This window comes from Alicyclobacillus sp. TC, from assembly GCF_016804365.1.
Lineage (GTDB): Bacteria > Bacillota > Bacilli > Alicyclobacillales > Alicyclobacillaceae > Alicyclobacillus_I > Alicyclobacillus_I tolerans.
Genome location: NZ_CP044434.1, coordinates 556,024 through 568,920, shown reverse-complemented (window position 1 = coordinate 568,920; position 12,897 = coordinate 556,024). Strand labels below are relative to the sequence as shown.

Below are 12,897 nucleotides of genomic sequence, written 5' to 3'. Positions count from 1 at the left end.
TAGGCGTAGCTTTTTTCCCCACCGTGCTAATGTTACAATGCAGTTTGATAGAAAGGGGTGTCAATCATGGGGCTATTTTTAGCCTATTTCAACGAAGCCTGCATTCTGATTAGTGCTGCGTTGTTTGGTATTGGGTGGTATCAAATCCGTCAGGGAAGACAGTTGCTCCACAAGCGATTGATGCTTACCGGCTCTACGTTTGCTGCGCTTTTTTTCATCACCTATGTACTAAAAACCATTTTTATTGGCGATACAGCTTTTGGCGGTCCAAAGTCGATGGCCAATTTTTATTACGCTTTTCTCCAAACGCACTCGATTTTGGCAACTGTTGCAGCTATTTTCGGCATTGTAACGCTCGTCTTCGCGTTTCGGATGAACTTTGCCAAACACCGAAAAGTCGGACCATGGACTGTGGTTATTTGGTTTATCACAGCAGCCACTGGTTTGACCGTATTTATTTTACTATACATTGCTTATCCTATAGGCCCTACCACCAATCTATTTAAGGCGTGGATGGGATGAACACAGAATCTCAGAAATACGTCCTGGTGACTGGAGCAGCACGCGGAATCGGGCGGGCTGTCAGTGAAGCTTTTGGACAAAGCGGCTGGCATGTTTTTTTACTAGACCATCACGAACAGGCTTTAACTGAACAAATGAGACGCATGCAAGATTTAGGCTACGCCAGCTCCTCTTTATTAGCAGATTTGCGCAATGAGCAGCACATTGTCTCTGCTATGAAGCAGGCAGCGAAAATTGCCCCGAAATTAGACGCGTTGATTAATAACGCTGGCATTATGTCACCCAGACTGCCTTTAGCTGATATGCCCGTAGAACATTTTGACGATGTGATTGCTGTCAATTTACGAGCGCCTTTTTTATGCGTCAAGTATGCCTTGCCATTGCTTGAGAAAGCCAAAGCTCCTGCTGTAGTTAACATGGCCTCTACTCGCGCTTTAATGTCTGAGGCCAATACGTTTCCGTATTCCGCTTCAAAAGGTGGGATACTTGCTCTGACACACGCAATGGCCGTATCACTCGGTCCGAAAATTCGCGTCAACGCTGTCTCTCCAGGATGGATTGAGGTGAGCGATTGGCAGGATAGTGAAAACAGACAAGTCCCCATACATTCTGAGGCAGATTGTGCTCAACATCCAGTTGGACGCGTAGGAAGACCGCAAGACATTGCAAAAGCCTGTCAGTTTCTTTGTTCCAATGAATCTGGTTTCATCACAGGAACAAATCTTGTTATAGATGGCGGAATGACTGTCAAAATGATCTATGTGGAAAATGAGGAGTAACGAATAAGGAGCTGATCTGTTCCCTTGAAAATTCTAGTCACTGGCGGCGCTGGTTTTATTGGTTCTAATGTGGTGGACACCTATATAGCAGCCGGACATAAAGTAGTCATTCTGGATAACCTGAGTACAGGATCACTCAGCAATATCCCAGATGGTGTGACATTTTATCCTGTCAGCATAGAATCAAAAGATATGGATACCATCATAAAGATCGAAAAACCAGATATTGTGAATCATCATGCGGCCCAGAAATCTGTTCCCGCTTCTGTTGAAAATCCTCTCTATGATTTACACCAGAATGCGGAAGGTTTTTTGAATTTATTGGAATCCAGTGTTCGACACGGTGTACGTAAAGTCATTTTTGCATCATCTGGTGGCGCGCTGGCTGGCGATGCTCCCATCATTCCTACGGATGAGACTTATGTACCACGCATGATTTCACCGTATGCCATACACAAATATCTAGGTGAGCAATATCTGCATTTTTATGCCGTGACTTATGGATTAAAATACACCGTACTGCGGTATGCAAATGTCTACGGCCCACGCCAAGTTCCAGACGGAGAATCAGGAGTTATTCCTATTTTTATAACCCGCCTGCTGGCTGATCAGCCTTGTACACTTTATGCTTATGCGGATCAGCCCGATGGCACTACGCGAGATTACGTATATGTATCCGATGTCTGCCGGGCAAACTTACAAGCCTTAACTCACGGCGACAATGAAGCTTTTAATATCGGATCGGGTACAGAAATCAGCACATCTGCGGTCTATCAACTGATTGCTGACCTGCTTGAAAAGAGAAGTATACCTCTAAATCGAGCAGGAGAACGAAAAGGTGATGTCAAGAGAAGTGTATTGGATATTAGGAAAGCTGCTGAAAAACTGGATTGGAGACCTAACATTTCTTTGCAAGAAGGTTTGAAACGTACTCTAGAATGGCAACAACAGTTTCTATCATAAACGGCCTTTTGCACGAATAAAACTATCATCACCCATAGTCACCCTAAAAAAGCCTCTCCTTCAATTAAAATTGAAGAGTGAGGCCTTTTTAACTGCGAACCCACTTATTTCTTGAGGTCTTATCGAATTTAGAAATCATCCTGGCCAAGCATTTCTGATTCTAATAGAAATTGTTGAAACGCGTACTGCAGCGGATCGACCAGAGAGTTTTCCATAGTGATAACAAAATCCGTTTGAGGAAATGGCCATTTTTGCGTATGGTCTGCGGAAACAGCCGGGCAATTTCGGACTGCAAAAGTATCCTCTCGAACAAATGGACAGCCCAATTCATTGACAGCACAATTATGCAGGTAAATTTTCTTTAGTTCCCAATCTGGATTGTTCAAACGTTCTAATAAGTCTTGCTCGTAATCTGCATGAATCGGTAGCCATTCAGAAGCTTTGGATACTGAATGCTGGAACTCTAAAGACGACTGCATATACCAAACAGCCATTCCCGTTTCCCAATGAATTTGACCAACCCATTCTTCTATTTCCGTATGATGCGTTTCATCCATACCATGATGGCCAAATGGCGGATCAATAGGATCTTCCAAAATATCTTTAGGATAAATTGGGGAAAAAGATTGGCTGTCTAGAAAAGTAGCCATCTTCTCCATCTCTATGGTTCTTTGGCTAACAACAAGGATCTTGCGCATAGACTGTTTGATTCCCCTCATGACCCAGTTTAGCCAGCAATACCGGCTTCAACGCTTACGAACCTGTACAACGTTTGGGTTGACGAAAGACCATATAACGCATAAACAAATACGAAATAAAGGAAGAAAGCATCATTGCCAGAATTTTCGCTGCATTCCCAGAAGCAAAAAGAGGTATAGATTTATTGAAAACCAAATATCGAGAAATCCAAAAAACAATTAAATCGTTGATAAGCAGGTTAATACCAGCCTGGATAAGAAATAACATTTTCTCTTTTTTCGATCCGGTGGCCTCCGCCTGGAATGTCCATCTTTTATTCCAATAATAGCTGTTTGCAATAGCTGCCAGTACGGCCATAGTATTATAAAGTGCCAATGCCCAGACAGCCCTTGTAGGCACAATGAAGAAAAACAAATTAAATACGAGCAAATCGACTGCAGCGTTCATCGCACCTACCAAGAGAAAAAGCATATATCTTTTGATGGTTTTGGTAAATCCCTGACGAACGACAGCGCGCTGCGACATACACAGCACCCCTTCTCTAGATCGCCCTTCAGCCACTAACCGGCTTTTCAAATCTTTTTGTATACAACTATCCAATCCTGCAAACCTTCTATTTAACCTCCAGCCGACGCTGCATCCGTAGATGTATTGGAACTTGGTTGCAGAATATTGGACGGCAATCGATGATGAATCGTAATTTGTCCATTTGAATTCACAGAAATTTTTTCAGCTAACTCTGGTTGAGCCAGCGTTGATACCAGTACACCCTGTCCATTGACCAACTTATAGACAGCCGTGACAAGTCCTTGATTATTGATGACGCCATAATACAAAGTATTATTCACGACATCAATGAGAGCGCCACCTTGCTGAATAGTCTGGATAGTTCCATTATTGTCCGACATGACATTGAAAGTGCCATTTGAATAATCTTCATAATACAAAATATCTCCCGTCAATGTCACTGCCACATTTTTGACAAATACCCCGCCTAAATGCACACGATTAATATTCCCATTTGTATCATAGTGATATAACACACTGGAAGAATCTGTAGCAATAAGAATGTACGTATCGTTGGTCAGATAACTGTATGAAATTTTTCGAATGCTAGCCGTTGGTGAAACATAAAATGTGTGAATCAGCCGATTCGGTGAATTAGGTTCCAAAATATCCAAGGTATTGAGTGTGATTACTCCTGGTGACTGTTGGAGACCGACAAACAGCGTATCATTGCGAATCCAGAGCAGATACGTGACCAAATTGCCTTCATTGTATTGCATCAGTTGCTTATCTGTCGTCAAGTCCATCACATGCACAATATTTGAGGTATCCGCATAAGCAACGTATTGACCATCCGGAGAAACATCAACTACCGGATATTTTGCCTTTAGTTTTTCTACTTCTGCACGTATTTGTTGATTTGAAGCTAAAAGATTAGAATCCCCGCTCTGGTTTGTTAACGAGTTTGCTTGTCCTAATATGGAATTATAATGATGAAACGCAGCCACCTGAACAACACTCACCAAGACTACAAACGCAGCAATTTTCGTCCAAGTTTTTTTTAACAATATGCGCACCCTCAATTCGGCATGACGACAAATGCTGTCGCCACCGCGCGCTCACCTAGCACGTCGGTTGGAGTATTGATTAGCTTTCCATTATATACCATGGTGGCAGAAGAACCACCATCCAGATTGGCTGCATTGATGCAACCAAGATTCAACATTAATTGACGAAGCTCTGCTATAGAAGCTCCCAAATCATTGACACCATTCACTAACCGACCATCTGTGACTACAAAAACCATTGTGCCATTGCGTAATTGCCCTATGGCTGTTCTTGGCGCAACACCCCAAGTATTGATTCCATAAACCGGCTTCCCGTTTTGGATGAGAACAGGACCAAAGGCAACGGACTGAGTTACACCCATTTGCCTTAATTGTTGCACAGTATAGGAGCCGACAATCAACTGACCCTTATTCGTGATGCCAATGGTAGGGTCGTCATTCCATTGCGACGGATCGTTATGCACTAGTTGTCCATTGTGCATTGTAATTCCAAGCGGAATTCCACCTGTACCGCGCCAATGGTGAGAATCCTGAAAAGCTCCTGCGTTAATGCCTGCAATCGCCCCTGTATCATTGACAAATTCACTCACCGTTTCACCACGAACACCTATATATTTCGTCACCGCTACTTCCACACGAGTAGGTGGAGATATAAACATCACATACGCAGTGAAGGTGGGTTCATGAATGGTCTCCATTTTGATGCTTGTTGGTGAATGTCCATTGGTCCCGTTACTGTAATCGACCAGCGTTGGAAGCGCGGATGGGCCACGAATCCCTAAATTAGGTTTATATTTGTCGATCTCGCTTTCTGGCAATGTCCAAAGAGAGAGCGGTTTTAATAAATAACCATGCATCGTCGTATCCAATGACTGAATGAAATAATTTTTCAATGATTGATAGGGACCATGAAATAATAGCAACGACGTTGATACAAACAAATAAGCTAAGGCGGCGACAGTAAACATAGCACCACGCGCCAAGCGAATTGGCAGAGACCTTTTGATTTTCTCGCCTCGTTCAGCGTGATGCGAACTATTTACCATTGACTTTCTTTTCGTTGAATGGCGAGAATGCCTCACATTCATACACCTCTATACGCAGTTTCAATTTATCAATTTCCTATGATAAATACATTCTTGAAAAAGTTTATCGCTTTATTGTACCATGTTCCCTCTACATTTCAGTGTAAAATATCCATCCTTAAGCTTGACCATACTGTAACAGTTTTAATTTACAGCTACCACATACAGAAAGGATTGAATTTCTTATGGAAAATATATCTAAACTCTCTATCCTTTATAGCCAAGAATTTCTCACATTACAGAAAAGGTATGATTTCATCACACATCAGTTGGCAGAACGTAACTGGCCAACGATTTGCATCCAGCCAGATTGGGGATATTTTATAAGTTTTCTCTGTCGGATCGCCAAAATCAAAACAGCACTTGAAATTGGCACATTGGCTGGCTACAGTGCATCTTGCCTGTTAGAAGGTATGTTAGAACATGGACATTTGATTTGCCTTGAAAGAAATCCTGATTTTGCTGAGCTTGCACACGAAAATTTAACCCAATTCGGATATTCTGAAGAACGATTTACCATTATATTAGGTGATGCCAGAGAGAAACTGGCCGAATTAACTCAAGAAGGTAGAACTTTTGATCTGATTTTTCTGGATGCCGATAAGCCTGCTTATCCTCTTTACTTGGAATGGATGCTCAAACTCTCCCACAATGGAACTGTTTGGATTGCTGATAACGTCTTATCAGCAGGAAGAACACTCGACACAAACAATATGTCTCCTGCACCTTCAGCCATGCGTACATTTTTGGAAAATGTAACGCATCATCCAGAACTCACTGCATTTACCCTGCCATTTCACGATGGATTAACCTTAGTTCAAGTCAATAAAACTGCGAACTGATAAACAATCTCAGATCACTCGCCTTATTTTCAAAAAATTCTTTCATATCTGTTGCAAAACAATGTATCTGTGTGTATGATTGTTATAAAACAGATGGAGAGGAGTTGCGATTCCCTTGGAAACTCAAGAACTAACTTCCCTGACAACATCCGCTGAGGAACATTGCGAAAACTGTGGTGCTCACCATGAATCCAGCACCTTGAGCAGAGCGCTTTGTCCTGAATGCGCAAAAGAGTGGGTGCGTCTTCATCTTCTCAATCATTTTGCCTAATAACTTTGAGAAGACTGCCAAGGATAATAAGCACTCTCTTCCAAGGCAGCCTTTTTATTTCAATTCTATTTACCGTATTCCAAGACCAAGTAGCTTTAGAAGAATGCAAAAGTTAAAATTTTGTATCGATTAGTTATTCTTTTACATATATGGATAGCATCTTCCCGCTGAAAATGTGTATGATAGATTCAAATCCAGCGAGGAGTTGAAAGCATGAACAAATGGACCCTGACTGCAGCACTCATCCTGACTGGCTTTATCGTATCTGCTTGCGGCACGCCATCAGGCGGAGGTGGCGGTGGTCCTGTAGTTGCCAATACCGCCGCTGGCAGCACCCCGGCTAATACATCACAGACGAATACAACCGGGAATTCTAGCAATAGCAATTCCAATACCACAAATACGACCAATACCAATGCGGATAATTCCAATAGTTTGACTGCTTTTCAAGCTGGACAGTCTTATGGCATTCAAGTTCAGGTCCCAACTGGTTGGACAAGTCATCCACTGAAAGGGAATGCTCAGGGTGACACAACGGGATGGGTGCTTACAGATCCTAACGATTCTAGTTCAAAAATTACGATAGCCTACTCCGCTTGTGTCGGCTGCTATATGGGAGCCAATGGACAGCCTAACTTGAAACAAGTCATACCTGTCTCTAATGCCACTGTGGTATCCACAAGCGCAGACGCACATACTCTTTCCTATAATTATTCACCAAGTGGAACCAGTAACGAAGGTTGGGGTGAAATCATAGCTTCCAATAATCAATCCGGTTATGCATATATTGATGTAGTTCTGCCATCATCTGAACAGACTCTGGCTACATCGATTCTTCAATCCTTCCAATTTTCTCAATAAAAACACTCCCCTGCTCTAAAAAGAGAACTGGCTAAAGCAATCATTTTACCCCCACTCTTACCATAACCTCCTATTTGGGTGCTATGAGCAGGCTGATGAAGACTTAAATTCTTGTCTTACGCGCATGAAATGAAAGAAACATTTTTCGTTGATGCGCGTAAGGGGGCCTGATACCTAATTGAATATTAAATCACACTCATCTCAAATTTAATGTTGCTTTATGAGATTCGATCCAGGAGACATCCGCACTTTTGATAAATAACCTGTCTCATGAAAATCCCCAGGAACATTCAGGTGCTTTTTTATTCTTCTTCCGATAAGATTAAACTTAGTTGAAGGGAGAGATTCCGCTTGCGGGTGTTCCTTGATTTGATGTGGTTTTTTCGCGAACGAAAAGGACATTATCTTGGTGGCATTCTACTTCTGATGTTAGTGTCTCTGCTGGGGCTCATCCCTCCTCAAATCGTTGGTGCAATGGTCAATCGCATTCGACATCATCAATTAACAGCCCAAGAGTTCACGCATTGGATTTTTTACATTGCAGCCATTGCTTTAGCCATGTATATCTTGCGATATTTCTGGAGAATTTTACTCTTTGGTTCTGCCATCAAGTTGTCTACAGAATTGCGCTTTCAACTTTATCGACATTTCACCCAAATGTCTCCTAGTTTTTATCACAAACACCGAATCGGAGATTTGATGGCTCATGCCACAAACGATATTCAAGCTGTTGAAAGTACGGCTATGGATGGAATTCTTACTCTTGTCGACTCCATCACCACAGGCATTCTGGTCATTGCTACAATGGCAATCACAATTTCTTGGAAATTGACGTTGATCGCGCTCCTTCCTATGCCGATTATTGCCATAACCACGCAATTATATGGTAAAATTTTGCACAGGAGATTCACGCTTGCACAAGCTGCTTTTTCGGATATTAACGATAAGGTACAAGAAAACATCTCGGGAATGCGTGTTATCAAAGCTTTTGGCCAAGAAAACTCAGAAAAACAAGCTTTTGCAGATTTATCTAAAGACGTCATTCGCAAAAATTTAGCAGTAGCCAAGATAGATGCACTGTTTGATCCTACCATAGGTATCGTTGTAACTCTTTCTTATTTTCTCTCTTTTGCTGCAGGAGCTTGGTTTGTGCTTCACCATCAATTAAACCTGGGTCAATTAACCGCGTTTTCCATCTATCTAGGCCAGCTCATATGGCCAATGCTGGCATTCGGCTGGTTATTCAATATTGTCGAACGCGGACATGCTTCCTATGATCGAATTCGCAAACTGCTTGCCATAAAAAGTGACATTGCAGACAAACCGGATGCCATAAATTCTGTGCCGAGTGGAAGCATTCACTATACGGTACATTCTTTTACCTATCCAGAATCATCTATGCCTTCTCTACAGCAAATCTATTTTCATCTGCACCGCGGCAAAACACTGGGAATTGTCGGCCGAACGGGAAGTGGAAAATCAACCATTTTACGACTCTTGTTGCGTGAATTTGATGTCGAAAATGGCGACATTCAGATTGGTGAACAAAGTATTTATCACTACACTCTGGATGCATTGCGACAAGCGGTCGCCTATGTACCACAAGATCACTTTTTATTTTCGGCAACCATTGCTGAGAATATTGCTTTTGCCGCTCCTGACAAATCATTTGCGGAAATTCAAGAAGCGGCTCAGATGGCGCAAATCCATGATGATATACAACAATTTCCAAACGGGTATAACACCATTGTCGGAGAACGGGGCGTAACTCTTTCCGGAGGCCAAAAACAGCGTATTTCCATAGCTCGGGCACTTTTAATGGACGCTGAAATACTTATTCTGGATGACGCTTTATCTGCAGTTGATGCACGCACGGAACATCGCATTCTCGAATCATTGCGCAAAAATCGTTCCGGTAAAACAACTTTAATTGCCACACACCGCTTATCTGCTGTCGAACACGCTGATCTTATTTTGGTTTTAGAAGACGGAAAAATTGCAGAATATGGCACACATGCTTCATTATGTTCAGAAAATGGCATTTACCGAGCCATGTGGGATCGTCAACAGTTAGAATCTCTGGTTGAGGAGGGAGGTATCGCGTGAGTTCTCTGGAATCCAGCTTAATGCCACAGGAAGAGATTCTACAGTCGCGAAGTGGTGTAGGGCGCAAACTGTTCCATTACGCCAAACCACAGAAACACTTGTTCCTTGCAGCGTTTTGCCTACTTATTATAGCAACATTAGGAAATGTGATTGGCCCGATTTTGATTCAAAGATTTATTGACAACTATCTTGTTCCACGTAAATTCCCGATACAACCGATTGTTTCGTTAACCATTATTTATCTTGGATTGCAATGCATTTCTGCTATTTGTCAATACAATCAATTGGTCATGTTTCAACGTGCTGCTCTTCGTGTCATCCAACAGTTACGCCAAGATGTATTCTCCCATGTACAAAAACTTGGACTCGCTTTTTTTGACAAAACACCCGGTGGAACACTGATCTCGAGAATCACCAACGACACAGAAGCCATTCTCGATCTTTTCGTTTCTGTACTTTCGACCTTTATCCAAACGATTGTCCAATTAACTGGCATATTTATTGCCATGTTTTATTTAGATGCCAAACTCGCATTAGATTGTTTATTTGTTGCCCCTTTACTGATTTTTATCAATTGGCTTTACCGAAAAATCTCTTCAAAAATTTTTCACGTCACACGACATCGCTTGAGTTTACTCAATGCCAAAATGAACGAGTCTTTACAAGGGATGTATGTGATTCAGGCCATGCGTCAACAAACTCGTCTGCAAAAAGAATTTGCCTATATTAACAACGCATATCGGTCTTCTCGAATGCGCAATATTCGAGTCAACGGTTTGATGCTCCGTCCTTTAGTCGATCTCGTTTACTTTGCGACACTAATTGTAATTATCTGGTTTTTTGGCCGGAATTCTCTTATCTCTGCGGTCAATATTGGTGTACTATACGCATTTGTCAATTATTTGGAGCAATTTTTTGAGCCTGTCAACAATTTGATGCAACGGATGAATATGTTTCAACAGGCTATGGTTTCTGCTCAACGAGTATTTCATCTTCTCAATGAACAGCAACTTGCACCACAAAGAGAATCTTCCCAAGAACAGTGTTCCGCACAGATATACAACGGTCGGGTTGAATTTCAAAATGTCACTTTCTCGTATGACGGGAAAAATCCAGTTTTAAAAAACATCAGCTTCGTTGCAGAACCCGGACAAACTGTAGCACTTGTAGGACATACTGGCAGTGGAAAAAGCTCTATTGTCTCTTTGCTTATGCGTTTTTATTCCATTGAGCAAGGAGAAATTCTTATTGATGGACAACGTATAGAATCCTTTGAGAATGATGAATTGCGAAAAAAAATAGGTCTTGTTTTACAAGATCCGTTTTTATTTGTAGGTGATGTTGCCAGCAATATTCGATTAGGAAGATTTTACATTTCTGATGAACAAGTGGAAGAAGCTGTGCGGTTTGTGCAGGCCGATCGTTTCATTGACAAACTTCCCCACGGTATTCACGAGCCGCTGGGTGAACGTGGATCTACATTGTCGGCAGGAGAGCGTCAACTATTGTCCTTTGCTCGCACTATGGCTGGCAATCCTAAAATTTTAATTCTTGATGAAGCCACAGCCAGTGTAGATACTGAAACCGAAGAAGCCATCCAAGAAGCTCTCGCGCGTATGCGTCAAGGACGTACAACCATTGCAATTGCACATCGACTATCAACAATTCAAGATGCAGATCTCATTCTTGTCCTACATCACGGAGAAATTGTGGAAAGAGGTACACATCAACAATTACTGGCCAAGCAGGGGTTGTATTATAAAATGTATATGTTGCAATCGGGATCAGTAACTTCTATTCCGCCTACTCCTTTGGCGACGTTTCACGAATAAAACAACACCAACAAAAATGAAAGCCAAAATGACAACGCTGGCCCAGTTAGACGTTCGAGCATGTTGCTTGCCCTGCCACTTTGCGGCAAGCATAATTGGGACACGCAACGTCTCATTCTCTGCTCCTGTCACACGGATACTGGCCATGCCAATCTGAGTACCTGAAGGCAATACTTTCCTCGAACGTAAATTATCAACATGCCAGTGAATCGACTGTATCCTTTCATGACCACCAAGCGGTAATACAGCAGCAACCTGCTCAGTAAGTTGCAAGGGAACACGCGTGCCTAGCGGGTCGACCAGATAACCCACAATGTAGTGGGAAGGCAATAAAATGATGGATGTCGCTCGGGCAAATGCTGCATTAAGCAGTTGAGTTGCATCCGTGACGATCTCGCTATTTAATGGACAATCTAGCAGCACCGCGAGAAACTCTTGTTGCCCACGTTTGGCCGCAACCACTAAAGTTTCGTGAGCTTCACTCGTGTATCCGGTCTTAACACCTATGGCTCCAGGATAACTGAAGAGCAAAGGATTAATGTTGGTTAATGTAGCATGCCAAGCCTCGCCGTTCCAATATATTGATTTTGTGTCTACCATTTTTCTAAATTCAGGAACTTGCATAGCGGCATAGGATATACGTGACATATCGTATGCCGTCGTATATTGTTCTGTATTTGGAAGTCCACTTGGATTGACAAAATGCGAATGGTAAGCACCAAGTTGAATTGCCGCACTATTCATCCAATCAGCAAATGCGGCTTGCGATCCCGCTAAATCCTGCGCAATTTCCTCTGCTACATCGTTATCCGAGTCAAGCAACATAGCATAAAGCAATTTTTTGAGCGAATGCGTCTCTCCCGGTAATTGGTAGAGTTTGTCAGGTGGTTCGGCAGCAGCCTTAGCGCTGATGTAGATTTCATCACTCAATGGCGTCGTTTGCAACGCTAGAAGAGCGGTTAGAATTTTGGTCAGACTGGCTGGATAATGACGAACCATTGGATTTTTAGCATAAAGGACTGTACCTGTCCGCAGGTCAATTAAAACGGCTGCTTTTGAAATGAGTTTAGGCCAAGATTGTTGAGTAAGATCGGTAGCCATTGACATGCCATTGGTCTCATGACTGCCAATGACAATTTGTTTAGGAAGCAGTCGATGCAAATGAAAGTCTGGCTGCTTTCGGAAAAAAATTTGCAAGTTTGCCGCCGAAACCACAGGCATCGTAAGCAAAGAAATACCCAGCAGTAGTATACAAAAAGTTGTCATACGATAAACGAATCGAATGCGTTTACGAACTATCCCTTTTCTATGCAATAAAGAAGACAAAACATTCTTCACACAAAGCTCTCCTCAAAAAGAATGG

The 12,897-nt window shown here is 42.3% G+C and carries 12 protein-coding genes; 7 read left to right on the top strand and 5 right to left on the bottom strand.

All coding sequences use genetic code 11. The features are described 5' to 3' along the window. The first annotated feature begins 66 nt into the window (after positions 1–66). The 3 genes from FY534_RS02785 to FY534_RS02775 are packed head-to-tail and all read left to right on the top strand — an operon-like array spanning position 67 to position 2,264. Entirely contained in the window at positions 67–522 is a 456-nt protein-coding gene (locus tag FY534_RS02785; protein WP_072873500.1) for a DUF420 domain-containing protein, read from the top strand. Then, positions 519–1,301 carry an SDR family NAD(P)-dependent oxidoreductase gene (locus FY534_RS02780; RefSeq protein ID WP_072873501.1) on the top strand — a complete coding sequence of 261 codons (783 nt, stop codon included), beginning with the start codon at positions 519–521 and terminating at the stop codon, positions 1,299–1,301. The genes FY534_RS02785 and FY534_RS02780 overlap by 4 nt, the downstream gene beginning before the upstream one ends. Before the next feature lie 24 nt (positions 1,302–1,325). Then, positions 1,326–2,264, top strand: a complete 939-nt coding sequence (locus FY534_RS02775; protein WP_072873502.1) for an NAD-dependent epimerase/dehydratase family protein — start codon at positions 1,326–1,328, stop codon at positions 2,262–2,264. 128 nt (positions 2,265–2,392) lie between these two features. Here the strand turns inward: FY534_RS02775 and FY534_RS02770 are convergent, their stop codons facing one another. From FY534_RS02770 to FY534_RS02755, 4 genes are all read right to left on the bottom strand, one after another. After that, a complete protein-coding gene (locus tag FY534_RS02770) occupies positions 2,393–2,962 on the bottom strand; it encodes a hypothetical protein (RefSeq protein WP_203115118.1) in 570 nt (189 codons plus the stop codon). A 55-nt stretch (positions 2,963–3,017) separates the two neighbouring features. Next, positions 3,018–3,488: a GtrA family protein gene (locus tag FY534_RS02765; protein ID WP_072873504.1), complete on the bottom strand. Its 471-nt coding sequence runs from the start codon at positions 3,486–3,488 to the stop codon at positions 3,018–3,020. A 92-nt stretch (positions 3,489–3,580) separates the two neighbouring features. Continuing rightward, positions 3,581–4,537 (bottom strand): hypothetical protein, encoded by a 957-nt coding sequence (locus FY534_RS02760; RefSeq protein WP_072873505.1) that lies wholly within the window; start codon positions 4,535–4,537, stop codon positions 3,581–3,583. Positions 4,538–4,548: 11 nt separating this feature from the next. Beyond that, complete coding sequence (locus FY534_RS02755) at positions 4,549–5,619, bottom strand: phosphodiester glycosidase family protein (RefSeq protein ID WP_165611949.1); 1,071 nt, start codon at positions 5,617–5,619, stop codon at positions 4,549–4,551. Between the two features lie 188 nt (positions 5,620–5,807). On the opposite strand from FY534_RS02755, the gene FY534_RS02750 reads away from it, so the two are divergent. From FY534_RS02750 to FY534_RS02735, 4 genes are all read left to right on the top strand, one after another. Next, on the top strand, positions 5,808–6,464 hold the full coding sequence (locus tag FY534_RS02750; RefSeq protein WP_072873507.1) for an O-methyltransferase: 657 nt from the start codon (positions 5,808–5,810) through the stop codon (positions 6,462–6,464). 484 nt (positions 6,465–6,948) lie between these two features. After that, on the top strand, positions 6,949–7,596 hold the full coding sequence (locus FY534_RS02745) for a DUF4850 domain-containing protein (RefSeq protein ID WP_203115115.1): 648 nt from the start codon (positions 6,949–6,951) through the stop codon (positions 7,594–7,596). 351 nt (positions 7,597–7,947) lie between these two features. Beyond that, positions 7,948–9,702: an ABC transporter transmembrane domain-containing protein gene (locus tag FY534_RS02740; RefSeq protein WP_072873509.1), complete on the top strand. Its 1,755-nt coding sequence runs from the start codon at positions 7,948–7,950 to the stop codon at positions 9,700–9,702. 20 nt (positions 9,703–9,722) lie between these two features. Beyond that, on the top strand, positions 9,723–11,534 hold the full coding sequence (locus tag FY534_RS02735; protein WP_072873576.1) for an ABC transporter ATP-binding protein: 1,812 nt from the start codon (positions 9,723–9,725) through the stop codon (positions 11,532–11,534). On the opposite strand, the gene FY534_RS02730 is transcribed toward FY534_RS02735, so the two are convergent. Continuing rightward, positions 11,487–12,872: a D-alanyl-D-alanine carboxypeptidase family protein gene (locus FY534_RS02730; protein ID WP_203115113.1), complete on the bottom strand. Its 1,386-nt coding sequence runs from the start codon at positions 12,870–12,872 to the stop codon at positions 11,487–11,489. The genes FY534_RS02735 and FY534_RS02730 overlap by 48 nt on opposite strands. Between the last annotated feature and the right edge of the window lie 25 nt (positions 12,873–12,897).